Origin of the sequence: Citrobacter sp. Cm046 (assembly GCF_030333065.1) — a bacterium.
Lineage (GTDB): Bacteria > Pseudomonadota > Gammaproteobacteria > Enterobacterales > Enterobacteriaceae > Citrobacter > Citrobacter murliniae.
Genome location: NZ_JAOWGP010000043.1, coordinates 62378 through 82826, shown reverse-complemented (window position 1 = coordinate 82826; position 20449 = coordinate 62378). Strand labels below are relative to the sequence as shown.

Genomic DNA, 20449 nt, shown 5'->3' with positions numbered 1-20449 from the left:
GGCAGGGAACCATGGAGCGTAATGTCACGCTGGATTTTATTCGTGGCGTTGCCATCCTTGGTATCCTGCTTCTCAATATTAGCGCCTTTGGTTTGCCGAAGGCGGCATACCTGAACCCTGCCTGGTATGGCAACATTACCCTGTCGGATGCCTGGACCTGGGCGGTGCTTGATCTCTTCGCGCAGGTGAAGTTCCTTACTCTTTTTGCGCTGTTGTTCGGCGCAGGCCTGCAAATGCTGTTGCCGCGCGGCAAACGCTGGATCCAGTCGCGACTCACTCTGCTAGTTTTGCTGGGTTTTATTCACGGCTTATTATTATGGGATGGCGATATCCTGCTGGCATACGGCTTAATTGGTCTTATCTGCTGGCGGCTGATCCGCGACGCTCCTTCGGTCAAAAGCCTGTTTAATACCGGTGTGCTGCTCTACCTCGTAGGTATCGGCGTATTGCTGCTGCTTGGCGTTATTTCCGGGGGCGAAACCAGCCGGGCCTGGACGCCGGATGCCTCTGCACTGCTGTATGAAAAGTTCTGGAAGATTAACGGCGGTATGGAAGCGGTCAGTAACCGCGTGGATATGCTGTCGAACAGCCTGCTGGCACTGGGGGCGCAGTACGGCTGGCAGCTTGCGGGAATGATGCTGCTCGGCGCGGCATTGATGCGCAGCGGCTGGCTGAAAGGACAATACAGTTTGTCGCATTATCGTCGTACAGGCGCGTTGTTGGTCATCATCGGAATGGCGATTAACCTGCCGGCTATCGTCGCCCAATGGCATCTGGAGTGGGCATATCGCTGGTGTGCTTTTCTGTTACAAGCCCCGCGAGAACTGAGCGCACCGTTTCAGACTATCGGTTACGCCGCATTGATGTTTGGTTTCTGGCCGCAACTTAACCGCTTTAAATTTGTTATTGCCATTGCCTGCGTAGGACGCATGGCATTGACCAATTATCTTCTGCAAACGCTCATCTGCACCACACTGTTCTATCAGTTTGGTCTGTTTATGAAGTTTGACCGGCTGGAACTGCTGTATTTCGTTATCCCTGTTTGGACTATAAACCTTCTTTTCTCCGTCATTTGGCTACGTTTTTATCGGCAAGGTCCGGTGGAGTGGCTGTGGCGTCAACTAACCCTGCGTGCCTCAGGGGCGTCATTGCCGGGAACATCCAGATAACGATCTGGATCACATTCATTAACAAAATGGATGTAAGCGTTTTCATTCCTGTGACATGACTCACGCAGTGCTATTCATCGTGCTGACAAAATACACAATCCAGGGTGTCTGTGGGCAACCGCAATCTCAAACAGGGTAGTGAATATGATCACCATACGTGATGTGGCACGTCAGTCTGGCGTTTCTGTGGCGACTGTTTCCCGCGTACTGAATAACAGCGCGTTGGTGAGTCCAGATACTCGCGAAGCGGTAATGAAGGCAGTGACTCAGCTAGGCTATCGGCCCAATGCTAATGCGCAAGCGCTGGCCACGCAGGTGAGTGACACTATTGGTGTAGTGGTGATGGATGTTTCAGATGCGTTCTTTGGTGCGCTGGTGAAAGCCGTAGATATGGTTGCCCAGCAGCATCAGAAGTATGTGCTGATTGGTAACAGTTATCATGAAGCAGAAAAAGAACGTCATGCCATCGAAGTCCTGATCCGTCAGCGTTGTAACGCGCTGATTGTTCACTCAAAAGCGTTGAGTGACCAGGAACTGGGGGAGTTTATGGATCAGATCCCCGGAATGGTATTGATCAACCGTATTGTGCCGGGCTACGCCCACCGTTGTGTCTGCCTGGACAATATCAGCGGGGCCAAAATGGCGACCCGTATGCTGCTCAATAACGGGCACCAACGCATAGGGTATCTGGCGTCAAGTCATCGTATTGAAGATGACGCGATGCGTAGAGAAGGGTGGCTAAGCGCGTTGAAAGAAAACGGAATCACTCCGGCAGAAAGCTGGGTTGGCACCGGTTCGCCCGATATGCAGGGCGGAGAATCAGCGATGGTGGAACTGCTGGGACGTAATTTGCAACTGACGGCGGTCTTCGCTTACAACGACAATATGGCCGCCGGGGCGCTTACTGCGCTAAAAGACAACGGCATCGCCATTCCGTTACATCTGTCTATCATTGGTTTCGATGATATCCCTATTGCGCGTTACACCGATCCGCAGCTGACGACCGTGCGCTATCCTATTGCATCAATGGCAAAAATGGCGACAGAGCTCGCACTACAAGGCGCTGCGGGTACGTTGGATCCTGCGGCGACCCATTGCTTTATGCCAACGCTGGTGCGTCGTCATTCTGTGGCGTTGCGGCAGAATGCGGCACCGATCACTAACTGATAATGTCACTCGATGTAACCGTTTTCAATATGTGAGTAAATTCACAGTATCTTAACAATGCCATAGCTATGATGACACTGTTTGTTGCGCTGTAACTACTATGTAACGGTGAATAATCACTTTCATCGAGGTATAGGCGTCTTAAACAAAAATTAAAGCCTGTTTTTGGAGCGTTGCCAGACACGGAAGAAATATTTTTAAAAGTGAGCTTCGGCGTTCAGTAACAGTTTAGTAACGTTCTGCCCTGCCGAGCATTTATCTCAAGTACTACCCTGCATAATAAAACCGGAGATACCATGAATAAGAAGGTGTTGACCCTGTCTGCTGTAATGGCAAGCATGTTATTCGGCGCGGCTGCGCACGCTGCTGATACCCGCATTGGTGTGACGATTTATAAGTATGACGATAACTTTATGTCTGTGGTGCGTAAGGCTATTGAGAAAGATGCCAAAGCGGCGCCAGATGTCCAGTTGCTGATGAACGACTCCCAGAACGATCAATCCAAGCAAAACGATCAGATTGATGTGTTGCTGGCAAAAGGCGTTAAAGCACTGGCTATCAACCTGGTTGACCCGGCTGCAGCAGGCACGGTAATTGAGAAAGCTCGTGGCCAGAACGTACCGATTGTGTTCTTCAACAAAGAACCTTCACGTAAAGCGCTGGACAGCTATGACAAGGCCTTCTATGTCGGTACTGACTCTAAAGAATCTGGCATCATCCAGGGTGATTTGATTGCTAAACACTGGGCAGCAAACCCGAACTGGGATCTGAACAAAGACGGTAAAATTCAGTTTGTTCTGCTGAAAGGCGAGCCGGGACATCCGGATGCTGAAGCACGTACTACCTACGTGATTAAAGAGCTGAACGACAAAGGCATTAAAACTGAGCAGCTGCAGTTAGATACCGCCATGTGGGATACCGCTCAGGCGAAAGATAAAATGGATGCGTGGATGTCCGGTCCAAACGCCAACAAAATTGAAGTTGTGATTGCGAATAATGACGCAATGGCAATGGGTGCAGTTGAAGCGCTGAAAGCACACAACAAAACCAGCGTTCCGGTATTTGGCGTGGATGCGTTGCCTGAAGCTCTGGCTCTGGTGAAATCTGGCGCAATGGCCGGTACCGTGCTGAACGACGCCAATAACCAGGCGAAAGCAACCTTCGATCTGGCGAAAAACCTGGCTGAAGGCAAAGGTGCGGCAGACGGCACAACCTGGAAAATTGAGAACAAAATTGTTCGCGTTCCGTATGTAGGTGTCGATAAAGACAATCTGGCTGAGTTCACTAATAAATAAGCCTATACACACCATACTTCAAGTTGCCTGTGCGTTGGCTGTGCTCGTTCACCCCAGTTACATAGTTATCTATGTGACTGGGGATTTACTCACTCACCGCCTTCCTGCAACTCGAATTTTTTAGTGTATATGTCTGTGGGCGCAATTCTGTTGCGCCCTCAATTACGCACTCAGCAAGGCCAACAAGGTATAATTATGGTCAGCACTAATACTCAGTCGTCAGGCGAATACTTGTTGGAAATGAGCGGCATCAACAAGTCCTTTCCCGGCGTTAAGGCTCTTGATAATGTCAATTTAAAAGTCCGCCCACATTCTATTCACGCCTTAATGGGGGAGAATGGAGCTGGAAAGTCAACATTATTAAAATGTCTTTTTGGAATCTATCAAAAAGATTCCGGTAGTATTTTATTTCAGGGTAAAGAAATCGATTTTCATTCTGCTAAAGAAGCGCTTGAAAATGGTATCTCGATGGTACACCAGGAATTGAACCTGGTATTACAACGTTCCGTAATGGACAACATGTGGCTAGGGCGTTATCCCACCAAAGGCATGTTTGTCGACCAGGATAAAATGTACCGGGATACCAAAGCGATATTTGATGAACTGGATATTGATATCGATCCGCGTGCGCGCGTCGGTACATTGTCAGTTTCGCAAATGCAGATGATAGAAATTGCTAAAGCGTTTTCGTACGATGCCAAAATCGTCATCATGGATGAACCTACCTCGTCTTTGACGGAGAAAGAGGTTAATCATCTGTTCACGATTATTCGTAAACTGAAAGAGCGTGGATGCGGTATCGTTTATATTTCTCACAAAATGGAAGAAATCTTCCAGTTGTGCGATGAAATTACCGTGCTACGTGATGGTCAGTGGATTGCGACCCAGCCACTGGAAGGGCTGGATATGGATAAGATCATCGCCATGATGGTGGGACGTTCGCTGAACCAACGTTTCCCGGATAAAGAGAACAAGCCTGGCGAAGTGATTCTGGAAGTGCGTAACCTGACATCTCTGCGTCAGCCGTCGATTCGTGATATCTCTTTTGACCTGCATAAAGGGGAGATCCTTGGCATTGCCGGTCTGGTTGGTGCAAAACGCACAGATATTGTTGAAACACTTTTTGGTATTCGTGAGAAATCATCAGGTACGATTACGCTACACGGCAAAAAAATTAATAACCACAGTGCGAATGAAGCCATTAACCATGGTTTTGCGCTGGTGACGGAAGAACGTCGCTCAACGGGCATTTATGCTTATCTGGATATCGGTTTTAACTCGTTAATATCCAATATCCAAAACTATAAAAATAAAGTTGGCCTGTTGGATAATACCCGTATGAAAAGCGATACCCAATGGGTAATTGACTCCATGAGGGTGAAAACACCAGGTCACCGTACACAAATTGGTTCACTGTCCGGTGGCAACCAGCAAAAGGTAGTTATTGGCCGTTGGTTATTAACACAGCCAGAAATACTGATGCTGGATGAGCCAACACGTGGGATCGATGTTGGTGCAAAATTTGAAATTTATCAGTTAATTGCGGAGCTGGCGAAAAAAGGGAAGGGGATTATCATTATTTCCTCCGAAATGCCGGAGCTGTTAGGTATTACCGATCGTATTCTGGTTATGAGCAATGGTCTTGTGGCTGGAATTGTTGAAACTAAAACGACAACGCAAAACGAAATTCTCCGTCTTGCGTCTTTGCACCTTTAAGATTAGGGGCTCCTCATGAGTGCGTTAAATAAGAAAAGTTTTCTTACTTACCTGAAAGAAGGCGGAATTTACGTTGTTCTTTTAGTTTTGCTGGCGATTATTATTTTCCAGGACCCTACTTTCTTAAGTTTGCTGAACTTGAGTAATATTCTGACGCAATCCTCGGTGCGTATTATTATCGCACTGGGCGTTGCCGGACTGATTGTCACCCAGGGGACAGACCTGTCTGCAGGTCGTCAGGTTGGTCTGGCTGCGGTGGTCGCGGCTACTTTGCTGCAGTCGATGGAGAATGCCAATAAGGTGTTCCCGGAAATGGCCACCATGCCGATCATCGTGGTGGTGCTGATTGTCTGTGTTATCGGTGCCATTATTGGTCTGGTGAACGGTATCATCATTGCGTACCTGAATGTGACCCCGTTTATTACCACTCTAGGTACGATGATCATCGTTTACGGTATCAACTCACTCTATTACGACTTTGTCGGGGCCTCGCCAATTTCTGGCTTTGACAGCGGATTCTCCACCTTTGCGCAGGGCTTTATTGCGCTGGGTAGTTTCCGACTCTCCTATATCACTTTCTACGCATTGATTGCAGTGGCCTTTGTTTGGGTACTCTGGAACAAGACCCGCTTTGGTAAAAACATTTTCGCTATCGGCGGTAACCCCGAAGCGGCGAAAGTATCTGGCGTTAACGTCGCGCTGAACCTGCTGATTATCTATGCGCTGTCTGGCGTGTTCTATGCTTTCGGTGGCTTACTGGAAGCCGGACGTATCGGCTCTGCGACCAACAACCTCGGCTTTATGTATGAGCTGGATGCGATTGCGGCGTGCGTGGTCGGCGGTGTGTCGTTCAGTGGTGGTGTCGGTACCGTATTTGGTGTTGTGACCGGTGTTATTATCTTCACCGTTATTAACTACGGTCTGACCTATATCGGCGTGAACCCTTACTGGCAGTACATTATTAAGGGCGGCATTATCATCTTCGCGGTGGCGCTGGACTCACTGAAATACGCACGTAAGAAGTAACGTAACTATGCAAAAGCCCGGTGCAGAGAAATCTGTCCCGGGCTTTTCTGTTCTTCGTGTTACAGCGTTAGCGCATGTTCTTTCTCACCGGCTTTAAATTTTACCTCCCCTAAATCGATACAGGCTACCGGGCAGACGTGACCGCACAGCAGACAACCCACGCATTTTTCGGTGTTGCAGTGTGGTGTACGGGTTTCTTCATTCCATTCCATCGCCTGATGTCCACCGTCATAGCAGGAGATGTAGCAGCGCCCGCAGCCAACGCATTTATCGAGGTTGATATGTGGGTAGACAATATAACTGCGGTCAAGATCCTCGGCGGGAATGATATTGGTATTGGCAAGGCCAACCATATCCTCCAGCGAATCAAAGCTCTGATCGGCAAGATAGTGCGACAGCCCGCTGGTCATATCCTCCACAATCCGATAGCCATACTGCATGATCCCGGTAGTCACCTGCAGCGTAGCGGCACCCAGGAGCAAGAATTCAGCAGCATCTTCCCAGGTTTCAATGCCACCAATGCCGCTAATCGGAAAATCTTGTAGTTCAGGGTGGGTACGCAGTTGTTGTATAAAACGTAGGGCGATGGGTTTTACTGCCTTGCCGGAGTAGCCGGAAATACTGGATTTGCCGTTGACTACTGGCATGCCGATTTTCCGGTTCAGGTCGATATTGGTGATAGATTTTACGGTATTGATGGTGGCAATACCGTCGGCACCTCCGCGTTTAGCCGCCAGAGCCACTTCACACATATCGCCAATATTGGGTGTCATTTTGGCTAACATTGGCAGTGAAGAACCGCGTTTAACTGCCCGACAATATTTCTCGACCAGCTCCGGGCTTTGTCCCACATCGCTGCCCATCGCATGAGATGTCATCTGCGGACACGAGAAGTTGCACTCGATCATATCCGCACCCGCTTCTTCGACCAGGTGTGCCAGCTCCTGCCATTGCTGCTCATTTTCCCCCATGATCGATGCGATTAGCACTTTATCCGGGTAATTTTGCTTCAGCCTACGAATGGCGGCCAGATTCTCTTCCAGTGGGTGTTCAGCAATTTGCTCCATATTTTTGAAGCCAATGAAGCCAGTATCTTCTTTGGTCAGATGGTCAAAGCGTGGGGAGACTTCATTGGCGATAAAGAAACCAATTGTTTTAAAAACAATTCCGCCCCAACCGGTATCGTAGGCCTTGGCGCACATCTCATAACAGTTACCCACCGGAGAAGAAGAGAGGCAAAACGGGTTGGGAAATTTTACGCCGCAAAAAGTAATAGAAAGATCTTTTGTTAACATGAGCAAGCTCCCTCTAAATAGTGATGAATAGCCTGAGCGGCTTCTTTCCCGGTTTTCACGGCATAGACGACGGTTTTATCGCCTTTAACGATATCGCCCGCGGCAAACAGAACCGGATCGGCGGTTTGATAATTTTGCGTATCGATAAGATTACGCTCTGGCTTTAACGCCGCGAAACCATCAAGTTGAGCGTGTTGGCCAACGGCGAGAATAATCTTTTCGGCTTCAAACGTGAGTTCTCCTGGCTGACGAACATGCTTAAAGGTGACTCTATTCCCGGTAACCTCTACGGGTGTGAAGCCGTCAATGATCGATACGTCTAACGCTTGCGTACTGGTGAACTCTTTGTCGCTGGCGGGGAGTTCAGCGAGTTCTTCACGTGCGACACAGGTGACTGACGGACAGCCAAGGAGTTTTAACGTACTGGCGACATCCATTGCCACATCGCCGCCACCGATGATCAACGCACTTTGCGGTACGGCAATATCGCCGCCGGACTGGCGGGCACGTTGCAGGAAATCGACGGCAATCTCGACATTATTTGCATTGTTAAACAATGGCAGGGTCGAGCCGTAGGACATGCCTACGGTAAGCAGTACAGCGTTATTTTCCGCTTTAAGCTGCTCAACAGAGAGGGTGTTGCCGACTTCACAATGGCATTTAATGGTGACGCCCATTTCAACGATACGAGCAATCTCGACATCCAGAACAGATTGCGGCAGCCGAAACTCAGGAATGCCATAGCGCAGCCAGCCGCCTGGCTGAGGCTGTTTTTCGTAAATTGTCACGTCGTAACCCAGATTGCTCAAGGTTACACTGGCCTGCAACCCTGCCGGGCCTGCGCCGATAATGGCAATCTTGCCCAGCGTTTTCGTTCCGGGTTGATAAATTTTCATTGCCGTCTGCTGTTCAAAATCGGTAATAAAACGTTGCAGACGTGCGATATCGATAGGTTTATCAATTCCTGAACGCGTACACCCGCGTTGACATAATTTTTCGGTTGGACATACCCGGGCGCATACGGCTCCGAGCGCATTATTTTCACGGATCGTTTCGGCTGCGCCTTTAAAATTGCGAAAATAAATAGAGCGAATAAATTTCCCTGGATCGGTTTGCGCCGGACAATCCTGGCTACAGGGGGCATCGTGACATAATAAACAGCGGGAGGCCTCTTTTATTGCTAATAATGGCGTAAAAGCAGGCGTCAGTTCATCCAGATAATTTTGTTGTGGCATATTTTCTTCCTTAATGCTTGAGTAAATTAAGGCGAACCGTTAATAACAAAATATAAAATTAGAAAAAATAATTTCTAAGGCTATTCTCAAGGCTAGCACTGCAGGAAGAGTATTCTGTGAAAGGATTCACAAATAGAGGACAGTGTCAGGGAAATGCTGGTGGACAGCATTTATCCCTTATGTTGAAATAACAATTGTTCTCATAATATTAGTTATTCTCAAACACTAATATTACATAAATGTCCTTATCGATAAAAGACTAAATAAATAACCATCCCAAAAGATAAGCATCCGCACCCGGCATAAACAAGAACATAACACCAGAATTGCAGTGGATCTTCATTGCGGTAGGCATATACCGGTTCACGTGCGTTCTTCTTTATTTTATCAACGGCCCCAGAGCGCCAGCCTTTCCATGCTTCACGAAAGCAAAACACAGGGATGAGAAGAAAGGCCAAAACGACGAAGAGTGTTTGCACATCCATGCTTATTTTCCTTGTTTCTTTTGTAATTCAAGTAACTGTTCTGGCGTTACCGCCGGATAACCCTGAGCATCATCCGGTACCTGATGCATTGTCGGGATCGGCACCAGCGGGCCTAAAAAACGAGGCTCGCGCTTAAAGAGATAGAGATCGGCCAGCGCCCCAAAACGGGCGCCGAATTCACGTACCCGTACGGTCAGCATATCTTTAGGTGAAGGCACCGCGTAGCACTGGGCTTGAATGCCCATATGAAGTGCAATAAACAAGGCGCGTTCACAGTGGAATCGCTGGGTAATGATGATGAAATCATTGGTATCAAACACTTTGCGGGTCCGCACAATGGAGTCGAGCGTGCGGAATCCGGCATAATCGAGCACGATGTCGGCAGGATCGACGCCTGCGGCAATCAGATCTTTACGCATCGTCATCGGTTCGTTATAGCTTTGCTGTGCGTTATCGCCACTGAGTAGCAGGTAATTCACCTTACCGCTGTTATAAGCGTTTAATGCGCCCTGAATGCGGTAGCGGTAATACTGGTTAATGACGCCGGTACGGTAGTATTTCGCTGTGCCTAATACCACGCCGACCTGGCGATAGGGTAAATCCTGCAATTCGTCGTAGATGTAAGGTGCTGTCTTCCAGCTCATCCATCTGTCGAGACCAAGCACAGTTAACAGCAGCAAGCCGATCAGGACTAACAAGCTGTAAAACACGCGCTTTAACATGCGGAAAACTCGATAATTGGATGGAATTTCAATCAGGCTACTGTACCCGACGGCGTAGCGCAAGAAACAGCAACCTGATTGAGGGGATTTTCAACAATCCAGCCGTGATAAGCGTCGAGCCATCAGGAAATTAACCCAGCAGTACGCGACTGATGTTATTGCATCCCAATGCTTTCAGGGTAGCGGAAGTGGCGTCCCACTGGATTAATTGCGCATCGGCTTTTTCTGCCAGCACCGCGCGTTGAATGTCCGGGTAATCATAGCCGTTGAGGTTCAACAGGTTTAATGCGCCCTGCAGCGGAGGCAGAGTTGGGTTGAAGGCGGCGTTTTCAGCATAGCTGCCACTGAAGATTTGACCATCTTTGCACTCCAGCGCAACACCGCTCGGGGAGTGACTGTATGGCATATGACAATGATTAGCGGCGGTAATCGCCGCCTGGGTCAGCGTATCGCCTTCCAGCGCGAAGCCGTGATCCTGCTCATCCATCAACAAGGTTTTGATGTCTAAATCTTTCGGGCCGAAAGCATCCGGCAGATAGTCGCGCAGGGCGTGCGGCTCACGTCCTGGCAGGTGAATGCGTAAATCCAGCCCGCTGTTCAGTTCATTCATAAACTGACGGCAGTGACCGCAAGGGGTGTAGTTTACGGTGATGGCGGTGAGTCCCTTTTCACCGCGTAACCAGGCGTGACTGATGGCGCTTTGCTCGGCATGAACAGTTTGCTGCATCGTCGCGCCAAGGAACTCCATATTCCCACCGAAATACCAGGTACCACTGATACCACGCGCAATTGCGCCAACGTTAAAATGGGAGAGATCGGTACGAGCGCAGGCAGCAGCCAGCGGCAGCAGAGCGAATGCCAGCGCGTCTTCGTCCAGTCCCGATTCGCGTTTAAGCACAGAGACCTGCTCAGCAGTTAACATGGCGGGGAAATGAACATCCGCCAGAAGGGGAGCCAGGGCTGATTGCAAGTTATCCGCGAGTTGGGCAAAAGAAGTTTGAAAACGTGGATGCATGGCGATGCCTCATAACAATGTAATGGAATCGTAGTTTACGGGCCTGTTACGCCTTTATATGTGATTCATATCTCATTATGTATGCAACTTATGAAACTTAAATTAAAAATGTGCAACGCATCGCAAATAAATGACCTAAAAATCAGGATTAGCCGAACAGTGCCAGAATAACCGGGAACAGGAACGGAGCCACCAGTGAAGTGATTATCCCGCAAATGACCAGCGCCAGAGAACTAAATGCGCCTTCCTGGTAGTCAAGCTCAGCACAGCGTGCGGTGCCCAGGGCGTGCGAGGCAGTACCCATTGCCAGCCCACGTGCAGCCTTGGTGCGAATCCGCATTGCATTCAGCAGAGTATGGCCAAATACGGCACCGAGGATGCCGACAAAAATAACGCAGACAGCGCTGATTGCCGGGATGCCGCCGATACTTCCTCCTACCGCCATGGCGATAGGTGTTGTCACTGATTTAGGCATGATAGACGCGGCAATTTCCGGTGAAGCCCCCAGTAGCAAAGCAATAGATGTGCCGGTAACCATCGCCACTACGCTGCCTGCGAAACAGATAGCAATAATGGACTTCCAGCGGGCGCGGATTTGGTGCAATTGCTCATACAGCGGATAGGCCAGCGCGACCACCGCAGGCTGCAGTAAATCGTTGAGAACCTCGCTGCCTTTAAAATAGTGATCGTAGGGAATACCGGTCAGGATCAGAAAGGGAATAATGACCACCATGGCGACGAGCAGTGGATTCAGCAGCGGCATTTTGATCCGCATAGCCAGCTTACGAGCGGCAAAAAATACCGCCAGCGTGAGGGGTAACGACCACCAGATATACGACATCATTCTTTAGATCCTTTCTGCCCAACGATTTTTCGTTCACCGTGCACAAGATGCGAGCTCCAGCTCACTACCAGGAAAACGACCAGTGTACTAATGGTGCAGGACACCACCACCGGACCAAATTGCGCACGGAGCAAGTCAAAGTACTGCATGATCCCTACACCAATTGGGACAAACAGAAGGGCCATATAGCGAATCAGGACATAGCAACCTGGATTAACCCATTTCGCAGGCAAGATTTGCAGCGCCAGCAGGACAAACAGGATTAGCATGCCGATAATGCTGCCCGGAATAGTTATGGGGAGCAGGGAAGCAAGAAAAATACCTGCATAGAGGCAGGCATAAATCAGTACGAAAGCGCGTATATATTGCCAGATAATATTCAGTGACTTGCTCATAGTAGAAACCCTTGACGAGACTGATTCATCATACAATTAAACTTTAAAACGTGCTACCGATCACATCATGAATTCTAAGCATAGTGGAAATAGATAACGGGAACATCGGCTAAACTCTGCGCTGAATACAGAATAGCGGTAAGTAACAGCTTCTCTGTGCTTTAAACCCTATCTCAGAGAAGTTACCATAGCGCCTCTCTTTTTTGCGGGTAACAATATGCGTGTTTTACTGGCGCCGATGGAAGGTGTGCTCGACTCACTGGTTCGCGAGCTGCTGACTGAAGTCAATGACTATGATCTCTGTATCACCGAATTTGTCCGGGTGGTGGATCAACTCCTGCCGGTAAAAGTGTTCCATCGCATTTGTCCTGAGTTGCTCAACGCCAGCCGTACGACATCCGGCACACGGGTGCGCATACAACTGCTGGGGCAGTATCCGCAGTGGCTGGCGGAGAATGCGGCCCGCGCGGTTGAACTGGGCTCGTTTGGTGTCGATCTGAACTGTGGCTGCCCGTCGAAACTGGTTAACGGCAGTGGCGGCGGCGCAACGTTATTAAAGGATCCGGAGCTTATCTACCGGGGGGCAAAAGCGATGCGCGAGGCCGTTCCGGACCATTTGCCGGTGACGGTAAAAGTACGCCTCGGCTGGGACAGCAGCGACAGACAGTTTGAAATTGCCGATGCCGTTCAGCAGGCAGGTGCCAGCGAGCTGGCGGTTCATGGCCGAACCAAAGAGCAGGGCTACAAGGCTGAGCACATTAACTGGCAGGCTATTGGTGAAATTCGCAAACGTCTCACTATCCCGGTTATCGCTAATGGAGAAATCTGGGACTGGCAGAGTGCCCAGGATTGCATGGCTATTACCGGATGTGACGCCGTGATGATAGGACGTGGTGCACTCAACATCCCTAATCTTAGTCGTGTGGTGAAATACAACGAACCGCGTATGCCGTGGCCTGATGTGGTGACGTTGCTGAAAAAATATACCCGGCTGGAAAAACAGGGCGATACCGGTCTATACCACGTGGCGCGTATCAAACAGTGGCTGGGATATTTACGTAAAGAGTATTCAGAGGCGACAACGTTGTTTCAGGAAATTCGCGCATTAAATAATTCACCGGATATCGCGCGTGCGATTCAGGCCATTGAGTGTTAACTGAGCGCTGATACCTCTGTTTAGTAAGCCGGATATGGCGGTTATGCCACCATCCGGCATCAGAGTTGAGATATTGCCTGATGGCAATTCGCTTATCAGGCGTGTTGGATCCGGAATCGACATCAGAAAATCATCTTAAACACACCCGTCACCACCAACAGCCCAATCAGAAAAATAATTAAAATAACCCACAGCAGAATTTTCATTAACTTTCCTTATTTTTGGTAAGTTCAGGTTGAGTATAGGAAAGCATCAGCAATTCTGCCTGGCGGTTTCATTACTCCGGCTTACGTGCGCTGAGAAGAAATATCATTGGACGCTCTTTCTCTTCATCCAGCGCCGGGTTAGCGGCAATCTGTTCAGCAGACGGACCCCATTCATTAAGGCTTATGATCTGAAACCTGGCGGCAATCAGCGCATTAATCCACGTGGCCAGTTTACGGTGTTGTTTTTTGACGCCTTCGGCGAACCAGTTGCTGATGCGTTCGCCTTCCTGCTGATAGTGATTAACCGGCCAGGATTGTTGACCGGTTTTATCTTTGATCCAGCCCTGGGTCAGTGGTGCGGTATAAATAGGGTGCTCGGCAGAAAATACCAGCATTCCGCCCGGTGTTAGTGACTGATAAATCGTTGTCAGTAATCGTTCAATATTATGCAAATAGTGCAGGGCGAGTGAGCTATAGACCAGATCAAATGAGCCCGGCGAGAGTGTGAGTGTTTCAAGATCTTCGCGCTGGTACACGATCCCATCGCCATGGGTCATACTGCGCGCCTTGGCTAACATCTTCTCTGAAATATCCAGACCCACAACGCTTGCAGCGTGGTTATTTCTCGCGTAGCGGCAAAACCAGCCATATCCGCAGCCTAAATCAAGAATATTTTTACCCTGTAGCGGAGGAAGCAGCGTTTGTATTGTTGGCCATTCTGGTGCACCGTCGAGCCCCTTTACTGAACGATCCAGTGTGGCATATCCGGCAAAGAACTCAGGATCATCATAGATATTTTGTGACATATCGGCTCCATTCATAAATTATTAGAATAATATTATCCATAATATTTAACTGGTATATATTTTTCTGATTATATATTTTAATTTCCAAAGATGTATTGCCACGCGTAACTAAAAAAGCGAGTGCGACAAGTCGTAATCTCTGCACCTCTTTTCTTATCTGCGTACCTCCATGAATCGTAATTCTGTTCTTGTCGCTACGGCATGTTTGCCGCTTTTTATTCTGATGGCGGGCTGCGCCCCTATGCACGATAACCGCCAGCTACTGTCACAGCAGACCCCCTCTGCAAACGTTGATTCCACATTACCAGCGGCATTGAAAAACGGTTGGCCAGATAGCCAGTGGTGGAAGGCGTATCACGATCCACAGCTTAATGCGTTGATTGACAGTACGTTACAAAACTCTCCTGATATGCAAGTGGCGGAGCAGCGTATTCAGCTGGCGGAAGCGCAGGCTCAGGCCATAGAAGCGCAGGATGGACCGCAGATTGATTTTTCCGCAGGCGTTGAGCGTCAGAAAATGTCTGCCGAAGGTGTGATGGGACCGTTTGCCATTACCGATCCCGCTGCTGGTACTACGGGGCCGTGGTACACCAATGGAACATTTGGTTTAACCGCAGGCTGGGACCTGGATCTATGGGGCAAAAACCGGGCAGAAGTCGCGGCGCGCATTGGTGAGGTTAAAGCGCGTGAGGCCGAGCGTGAGCAAACCCGACAACTGCTGGCAAGCAGTGTGTCTCGTCTGTACTGGGAGTGGCAGACACAGGCGGCGCTGAAAACCGTGCTAACGCAGATTAAAAATGAGCAACAGAATGTCATCACAGCGGATCGCCAACTGTATCAAAACGGTATTACCTCTTCGGTGGAGGGGGTGGAAACCGATATCGATTCCAGCAAAACAGAGCAGCAACTGAACGATGTCAGTGGAAAAATGAAGGTGATCGAGGCGCGACTGCTCGCCCTGACCAATACACAATCCACCTCCCTGAAGCTTAATGCCGCGACTATGCCGGTGGTGGAAAGCCAGTTGCCGTCCCGGTTAGGTTACTCACTACTGGCTCGCCGCCCTGATTTACAGGCTGCACACTGGTATATTGAATCGTCGATGAGCAGTATTGATGCGGCGAAAGCTGCGTTTTATCCCGACGTTAACCTGATGGCATTTTTACAGCAGGACGCGTTACATCTGAGCGATCTGTTCCGTCATTCCGCGCAACAAATGGGGGTGTCTGCCGGGCTGACGTTGCCTGTCTTTGATAGTGGCAGACTGAATGCAAATCTCGATATGACCACCGCGCAAAGCAATCTGACGGTTGCCAGTTACAACAAAGCCGTAGTGGACGCGGTGAATGATGTGGCACGTGCGGCAACGCAGGTGGAAACATTGGCGCAGAAGAATCAGCAACAGCAAAAGATTGAACATGACGCGCAGCGTATAGTGGGACTCGCCCAGGCACGGTTTAATGCCGGTATCATTGCGGGGTCCCGCGTCAGCGAGGCAAAAATTCCGGCATTACGTGAGCAGTGTAACGCTCTGATTTTACAAGGTCAGTGGCTGGATGCTTCTATTCAGTTAACCAGCGCCCTGGGTGGCGGATACCACGCCTCCTGACTTTCCGGCCCGGCAGATATTTGTTGTCGGGCCAGTTTCATTGCGTTTTTTGTTTATTTCGCTGCTTCATCCACCAACGGGCAGCCACCACCAGGCCGACAACCAGAACCAGCCATATTCCGTGTTTAATATGCTGGTCGAGGCTGTGCAGCCACGGGGCAATCACTTCACCACCCACGTAACCGAGCGAAGTGAACAGCAGTGCCCAGACGAGCGCTCCCAGAATATTCAACGGTAAAAAGATTTTTGGTGGCAGGTGGCTGGCGCCGATCAGCAGGGGACCAATGACGCGGAATCCGTACATAAAACGTGTCCCGACCACAAAGAGGTAGGGACGTCGTTGGATCATTTTCTGTGCGTAATGAATTTTTGCCTGATGACGCGAGAAACGACGTAAAATTTTGCCGCCATAACGCCGTCCAAGTAAATAAAGTAACTGATCGCCTATCATCCCACCCAGCGCGACGGAGATGACAACCAGTGGAAATTTGAGTAATCCCTGATGCGCTGCAACGCCACCTAACAGGGTAATTGTTTCACCTTCGGCCAGGCTGCCAATAGTTAGCGCCGCATAGCCGTACTGCGCAATAAGACTGTTTATATCCATACGTCTGTATGACCTCCACAACTCTTAGCATACACCCTATAAATTGTTGATGCCGGAAAAGCCTCAGCGTAGCGCATCGGTATTTTTGTTGTGTACATAAAATAATCAAAAGGTGAATTATACTTGAAGTGTTGAGGTCCGGAGCTGACAAGAAGGGGGCGGTATGAACCATGTCTGGGGGCTGTTTTCCCATCCCGATCGTGAAATGCACGTGATCAACAGCGAAAACGAAAGTGTTTCGCATCACTATACTCACCATGTACTGCTGATGGCGGCAATCCCGGTTATTTGTGCCTTTATTGGTACGACACAGATCGGCTGGAATTTTGGCGACGGAAACATACTGCAACTATCCCTGTTTACCGGATTTGCGATGGCAATTCTGTTCTACGGTGTGATGCTGGCGGGCGTGGCCGTTATGGGCCGGGTGATCTGGTGGATGGCACGCAATTATCCGCAGCGTCCATCGCTGGCGCACTGTATGGTCTTTGCCGGATATGTTGCCACGCCGCTGTTTTTAAGCGGGCTTGTAGCGCTTTATCCGTTGGTCTGGTTGTGTGCCTTAATTGGGACTATCGCGCTGTTTTACACCGGATATTTACTGTATCTCGGCATTCCAACATTCCTGAACATCAGCAAAGAGGAAGGTCTAAGTTTTTCCAGTTCGACACTGGCGATTGGTGTGCTGGTGCTGGAAGTTCTGCTGGCGATTACGGTGGTCCTGTGGGGCTACGGCTATCGGTTATTCTGACGTTCAAACCTGTCTACGCTGCGTTGCTGCTGTAAAAGCCAGCAACGCAGCATTTCGAGATGATTATCCAGTAGCGGTGACGCTGTCGGGTCGTTATGATGCCTGAGCTAGCCAGAGGTAACCCTTACTTCTGGCGGTGTGCGTTGTGACGTGCGTGAACCATTATCAGAAATCTCATCATGCTGAAATTCCGAGTTTCATTATTAAGTCTTGCCCTGGTGCTGGCCGTTCCTTTTGCACCTCAAGCCGTGGCGAAAACGGCGACTACCGCGAGCGCCTCTCAACCTGAGATTGCGTCTGGTAGTGCGATGATTGTCGATCTGAATACCAACAAAGTGATCTATTCGAACCACCCGGATCTTGTGCGTCCGATTGCGTCGATTACCAAATTAATGACGGCGATGGTGGTGCTTGATGCACGACTGCCGCTGGATGAAAAGCTAAAAGTTGATATCAGCCAGACGCCGGAAATGAAAGGTATCTATTCCCGCGTGCGCTTGAACAGTGAAATCAGCCGTAAAAACATGCTGCTGCTGGCGCTGATGTCATCAGAAAACCGTGCGGCGGCAAGCCTGGCGCATCATTACCCTGGCGGGTATAACGCATTTATCAAAGCGATGAACGCTAAAGCAAAAGCGCTGGGTATGACCCAGACACGTTTTGTGGAGCCTACAGGGTTATCCATTCACAACGTTTCGACCGCCCGTGACTTAACTAAACTACTGATTGCCAGCAAACAATATCCGCTGATTGGTCAGCTAAGTACGACGCGTGAAGACATGGCGACCTTTGCTAATCCGGCTTATACGTTGCCGTTCCGCAACACTAACCATCTGGTTTATCGCGATAACTGGAATATTCAGTTAACCAAAACAGGTTTTACCAATGCGGCAGGCCACTGTCTGGTGATGCGTACGGTTATCAATAACAAACCGGTTGCGCTGGTGGTGATGGATGCCTTCGGTAAATATACCCACTTTGCCGATGCCAGCCGCTTACGTACCTGGATCGAGACCGGTAAAGTGATGCCGGTTCCGGCGGCGGCGCTGAGCTATAAAAAACAGAAAGCCGCACAGATGGCGGCAACTGGTTCGGCAACGGGCGAGCAAACTGCGCAGAACGATTAAATAGCGTGGGATGGTAATAAAAAGAGGCCTGATAGCATAACGCTGCCAGGCCTTTTTACAGAAAAATCAATCAGAAAGTTTTGTTTCGTCCGAAACGTTTTCTTTCCAGAACTTCTGCTTACTTGTCTTACCGATACCCGGATTCATGCTGTTGGTAGGGTCGTTTTCGCGGTAAAAACGAGCCAGTGTTTCCGGTGCTTTGTACAAATGTCCCACATTATGCTCTGCCGGGTACTGCGCCCCGCGCGCATGCAGTAATTCAAGCATTTGCTCTTTCAACGCATGAGCATCCACGCCTTTCTTCACAATGTAATCCTGGTGGAAGACGTAGCACATAAAGTGACCATAATAGAGTTTGTGTACCAGCTTACTGTCAATTTCTGCCGGCAGATGTTCGTACCATTCGGTGTCATTACGGCGCAATGCAATATCCAGCGCCAGAATATCTTCCACCTCATCCGCATGAACGGCCTGGTAGCGGATTGCCGCGCCAGCCGCCGCGAAGCGATGCAGAAAGGCTTTGCTGCCTTCTTCCGGTGTACAGGCAAAGAAGTCACCTTCGGCGGTTTTGAAAAACTCGGTCAACCAGTTTTGCGCTTCTGCTACACCGCCACCTGCCATTTTAAGCAACAGGTGGTGTTCGTACTTATCGCGCCAGCTTTTCATTCTTGCCGGTAAATGGCTGGGGAATAAATGGCCAAACTTCTGCATCGCCCGGTCGGTGAAGTGCGGGCGGAAAATTTTCACTTTTTCCAGCATCGCATCGGTACGGCCCTTTAGAGTAAAGAAGAACGGCATTTTATCGGTGCCGAGCTTGTCGATCATCAGGAACGTATCTTTGCCGTACTTCTCTGCGATGTCGTAAATATCGCGGTGCATATATTCACCCGCGACCGGCAGATGCTCAAACTTTGCCAGAATATGGCGGCGGATTTCTGTCAGCACTTCTGGCTGATTGGTGCCGATATAAAAGACCTGCTGATTTTTCTCGGCCTCGAACGTATCCAGACGCACGGCGAATACCGCCAGTTTTCCCGCACAGCCGGATGATTCAAACAGACGATCCGGATCTGCGTTATAACGTGCCGGGGTATCGGCCTCAATATCTCTGACGCGAGTGACGTAATCATGATCGTGTGCATGACGGCCATCATGACGTACATCGTTATCTTTGATGCGTTCATCATCAAGGTTGCTGAGGATTTGTTCCGGTGTCTGGCCCAGTTCGATACCCAGATGGTTTACCAGCTGTAATTTTCCCTGCTCATCAATGCGTGCAAACAGCGACATTTCAGTGTATGCCGGACCACGCTGCACCAGCGAGCCGCCGGAATTGTTGCAGATGCCGCCAATAACAGATGCGCCAATGCACGAAGAACCGATAACCGAATGCGGTTCACGACCAAAAGGCTTAAGCGCTTTTTCCAGCGAGTAAAGCGTGGTGCCCGGATAGGCCAGCACCTGCTCGCCTTTGCCAATGACGTGTAGCTTGTCGAGGCGCAGGGTACTGATAATGACAATGTCGCGATCGTAGTCATTACCACTCGGCGTAGAGCCTTCTGTCAGACCGGTATTGGCGGCCTGCATCAGAATAATTTTGTCGGCGTTGACGCAGGCGTTCAGGACACGCCACAGTTCTAATAACGTACCCGGAAAGACAACGGCTAATGCGTCGCCCTGACCGGAGCGAAAGCCCTTGCGATAGCGGGCGGTTTTAGCAGGTTCGGTGAGCAGGTGAGAATGACCCACCAGGCGGGTTAGTTCATTCAGAAAAGCTTTATTTTCAGTTGTTGTAATGGAAGACATTCTCCACTCCTTGTGGT

20 protein-coding genes are annotated in these 20449 nt (G+C 49.6%); 9 read left to right on the top strand and 11 right to left on the bottom strand.

From position 1 onward, the window contains the following. Positions 1–11 precede the first annotated feature (11 nt). The 5 genes from yeiB to mglC all read left to right on the top strand — a co-directional run bounded on the left by yeiB (position 12) and on the right by mglC (position 6373). Positions 12–1169, top strand: coding sequence for a DUF418 domain-containing protein YeiB (gene yeiB / locus OGX98_RS16210; protein WP_048221045.1), 1158 nt, complete (start codon positions 12–14; stop codon positions 1167–1169). Positions 1170–1313: 144 nt separating this feature from the next. Further along, on the top strand, positions 1314–2336 hold the full coding sequence (gene galS / locus OGX98_RS16205) for an HTH-type transcriptional regulator GalS (RefSeq protein WP_045445018.1): 1023 nt from the start codon (positions 1314–1316) through the stop codon (positions 2334–2336). Between the two features lie 296 nt (positions 2337–2632). After that, positions 2633–3631: a galactose/glucose ABC transporter substrate-binding protein MglB gene (mglB, locus tag OGX98_RS16200; protein ID WP_045445015.1), complete on the top strand. Its 999-nt coding sequence runs from the start codon at positions 2633–2635 to the stop codon at positions 3629–3631. Positions 3632–3826: 195 nt separating this feature from the next. Beyond that, entirely contained in the window at positions 3827–5347 is a 1521-nt protein-coding gene (gene mglA, locus OGX98_RS16195) for a galactose/methyl galactoside ABC transporter ATP-binding protein MglA (protein ID WP_045445012.1), read from the top strand. Positions 5348–5362: 15 nt separating this feature from the next. Then, complete coding sequence (gene mglC / locus OGX98_RS16190; protein ID WP_003027393.1) at positions 5363–6373, top strand: galactose/methyl galactoside ABC transporter permease MglC; 1011 nt, start codon at positions 5363–5365, stop codon at positions 6371–6373. Between the two features lie 59 nt (positions 6374–6432). On the opposite strand, the gene preA is transcribed toward mglC, so the two are convergent. From preA to OGX98_RS16155, 7 genes are all read right to left on the bottom strand, one after another. Then, positions 6433–7668 (bottom strand): NAD-dependent dihydropyrimidine dehydrogenase subunit PreA, encoded by a 1236-nt coding sequence (gene preA / locus OGX98_RS16185; protein ID WP_286595567.1) that lies wholly within the window; start codon positions 7666–7668, stop codon positions 6433–6435. Continuing rightward, positions 7662–8903, bottom strand: a complete 1242-nt coding sequence (locus OGX98_RS16180; RefSeq protein WP_286595566.1) for an NAD(P)-dependent oxidoreductase — start codon at positions 8901–8903, stop codon at positions 7662–7664. The genes preA and OGX98_RS16180 overlap by 7 nt, the downstream gene beginning before the upstream one ends. Before the next feature lie 245 nt (positions 8904–9148). Continuing rightward, complete coding sequence (locus OGX98_RS16175; protein ID WP_048221049.1) at positions 9149–9388, bottom strand: DUF2542 family protein; 240 nt, start codon at positions 9386–9388, stop codon at positions 9149–9151. A gap of 2 nt (positions 9389–9390) precedes the next feature. Beyond that, on the bottom strand, positions 9391–10110 hold the full coding sequence (gene sanA / locus OGX98_RS16170; protein ID WP_045449709.1) for an outer membrane permeability protein SanA: 720 nt from the start codon (positions 10108–10110) through the stop codon (positions 9391–9393). A 130-nt stretch (positions 10111–10240) separates the two neighbouring features. Continuing rightward, positions 10241–11125: a cytidine deaminase gene (gene cdd, locus OGX98_RS16165; protein WP_286595565.1), complete on the bottom strand. Its 885-nt coding sequence runs from the start codon at positions 11123–11125 to the stop codon at positions 10241–10243. Positions 11126–11273: 148 nt separating this feature from the next. Next, entirely contained in the window at positions 11274–11969 is a 696-nt protein-coding gene (locus OGX98_RS16160) for a CidB/LrgB family autolysis modulator (protein WP_045444993.1), read from the bottom strand. Further along, positions 11966–12364 carry a CidA/LrgA family protein gene (locus OGX98_RS16155; protein WP_045444991.1) on the bottom strand — a complete coding sequence of 133 codons (399 nt, stop codon included), beginning with the start codon at positions 12362–12364 and terminating at the stop codon, positions 11966–11968. The genes OGX98_RS16160 and OGX98_RS16155 overlap by 4 nt, the downstream gene beginning before the upstream one ends. A 217-nt stretch (positions 12365–12581) precedes the next feature. On the opposite strand from OGX98_RS16155, the gene dusC reads away from it, so the two are divergent. Beyond that, entirely contained in the window at positions 12582–13520 is a 939-nt protein-coding gene (dusC, locus tag OGX98_RS16150) for a tRNA dihydrouridine(16) synthase DusC (RefSeq protein WP_045444989.1), read from the top strand. Positions 13521–13642: 122 nt separating this feature from the next. On the opposite strand, the gene yohP is transcribed toward dusC, so the two are convergent. Together yohP and OGX98_RS16140 are read right to left on the bottom strand one after the other, a co-directional pair. Continuing rightward, on the bottom strand, positions 13643–13726 hold the full coding sequence (gene yohP, locus OGX98_RS16145) for a small membrane protein YohP (protein WP_015572324.1): 84 nt from the start codon (positions 13724–13726) through the stop codon (positions 13643–13645). Positions 13727–13797: 71 nt separating this feature from the next. Continuing rightward, the gene (locus tag OGX98_RS16140; protein ID WP_286595563.1) at positions 13798–14532 is read right to left on the bottom strand and encodes a class I SAM-dependent methyltransferase; all 735 of its coding nucleotides are present in this window, start codon (positions 14530–14532) and stop codon (positions 13798–13800) included. Positions 14533–14701: 169 nt separating this feature from the next. Between OGX98_RS16140 and mdtQ the strand changes: the two genes are divergently transcribed. After that, positions 14702–16141, top strand: a complete 1440-nt coding sequence (gene mdtQ / locus OGX98_RS16135; protein ID WP_045444984.1) for a multidrug resistance outer membrane protein MdtQ — start codon at positions 14702–14704, stop codon at positions 16139–16141. 37 nt (positions 16142–16178) lie between these two features. On the opposite strand, the gene OGX98_RS16130 is transcribed toward mdtQ, so the two are convergent. Continuing rightward, positions 16179–16748, bottom strand: a complete 570-nt coding sequence (locus OGX98_RS16130; RefSeq protein WP_045444981.1) for a DedA family protein — start codon at positions 16746–16748, stop codon at positions 16179–16181. Positions 16749–16911: 163 nt separating this feature from the next. Between OGX98_RS16130 and OGX98_RS16125 the strand changes: the two genes are divergently transcribed. Together OGX98_RS16125 and pbpG are read left to right on the top strand one after the other, a co-directional pair. After that, positions 16912–17499: a Yip1 family protein gene (locus OGX98_RS16125; protein WP_045444978.1), complete on the top strand. Its 588-nt coding sequence runs from the start codon at positions 16912–16914 to the stop codon at positions 17497–17499. A gap of 179 nt (positions 17500–17678) precedes the next feature. Continuing rightward, positions 17679–18626, top strand: coding sequence for a D-alanyl-D-alanine endopeptidase (gene pbpG / locus OGX98_RS16120; protein WP_045444975.1), 948 nt, complete (start codon positions 17679–17681; stop codon positions 18624–18626). 66 nt (positions 18627–18692) lie between these two features. Here the strand turns inward: pbpG and dld are convergent, their stop codons facing one another. Further along, complete coding sequence (gene dld / locus OGX98_RS16115) at positions 18693–20432, bottom strand: D-lactate dehydrogenase (protein ID WP_045444972.1); 1740 nt, start codon at positions 20430–20432, stop codon at positions 18693–18695. Positions 20433–20449 lie beyond the last annotated feature (17 nt).

What these genes read in the sequence shown, in the direction of transcription:
- OGX98_RS16140 (WP_286595563.1), bottom strand. Translation starts at nt 14,532, where the DNA reads ATGTCACAAAATATCTATGATGATCCTGAGTTCTTTGCCGGATATGCC.
- sanA (WP_045449709.1), bottom strand. Translation starts at nt 10,110, where the DNA reads ATGTTAAAGCGCGTGTTTTACAGCTTGTTAGTCCTGATCGGCTTGCTG.
- OGX98_RS16155 (WP_045444991.1), bottom strand. Translation starts at nt 12,364, where the DNA reads ATGAGCAAGTCACTGAATATTATCTGGCAATATATACGCGCTTTCGTA.
- cdd (WP_286595565.1), bottom strand. Translation starts at nt 11,125, where the DNA reads ATGCATCCACGTTTTCAAACTTCTTTTGCCCAACTCGCGGATAACTTG.
- mdtQ (WP_045444984.1), top strand. Translation starts at nt 14,702, where the DNA reads ATGAATCGTAATTCTGTTCTTGTCGCTACGGCATGTTTGCCGCTTTTT.
- yohP (WP_015572324.1), bottom strand. Translation starts at nt 13,726, where the DNA reads ATGAAAATTCTGCTGTGGGTTATTTTAATTATTTTTCTGATTGGGCTG.
- OGX98_RS16160 (WP_045444993.1), bottom strand. Translation starts at nt 11,969, where the DNA reads ATGATGTCGTATATCTGGTGGTCGTTACCCCTCACGCTGGCGGTATTT.
- OGX98_RS16180 (WP_286595566.1), bottom strand. Translation starts at nt 8,903, where the DNA reads ATGCCACAACAAAATTATCTGGATGAACTGACGCCTGCTTTTACGCCA.
- preA (WP_286595567.1), bottom strand. Translation starts at nt 7,668, where the DNA reads ATGTTAACAAAAGATCTTTCTATTACTTTTTGCGGCGTAAAATTTCCC.
- OGX98_RS16130 (WP_045444981.1), bottom strand. Translation starts at nt 16,748, where the DNA reads ATGGATATAAACAGTCTTATTGCGCAGTACGGCTATGCGGCGCTAACT.
- pbpG (WP_045444975.1), top strand. Translation starts at nt 17,679, where the DNA reads ATGCTGAAATTCCGAGTTTCATTATTAAGTCTTGCCCTGGTGCTGGCC.
- galS (WP_045445018.1), top strand. Translation starts at nt 1,314, where the DNA reads ATGATCACCATACGTGATGTGGCACGTCAGTCTGGCGTTTCTGTGGCG.
- mglA (WP_045445012.1), top strand. Translation starts at nt 3,827, where the DNA reads ATGGTCAGCACTAATACTCAGTCGTCAGGCGAATACTTGTTGGAAATG.
- mglB (WP_045445015.1), top strand. Translation starts at nt 2,633, where the DNA reads ATGAATAAGAAGGTGTTGACCCTGTCTGCTGTAATGGCAAGCATGTTA.
- yeiB (WP_048221045.1), top strand. Translation starts at nt 12, where the DNA reads ATGGAGCGTAATGTCACGCTGGATTTTATTCGTGGCGTTGCCATCCTT.
- OGX98_RS16125 (WP_045444978.1), top strand. Translation starts at nt 16,912, where the DNA reads ATGAACCATGTCTGGGGGCTGTTTTCCCATCCCGATCGTGAAATGCAC.
- dusC (WP_045444989.1), top strand. Translation starts at nt 12,582, where the DNA reads ATGCGTGTTTTACTGGCGCCGATGGAAGGTGTGCTCGACTCACTGGTT.
- mglC (WP_003027393.1), top strand. Translation starts at nt 5,363, where the DNA reads ATGAGTGCGTTAAATAAGAAAAGTTTTCTTACTTACCTGAAAGAAGGC.
- OGX98_RS16175 (WP_048221049.1), bottom strand. Translation starts at nt 9,388, where the DNA reads ATGGATGTGCAAACACTCTTCGTCGTTTTGGCCTTTCTTCTCATCCCT.
- dld (WP_045444972.1), bottom strand. Translation starts at nt 20,432, where the DNA reads ATGTCTTCCATTACAACAACTGAAAATAAAGCTTTTCTGAATGAACTA.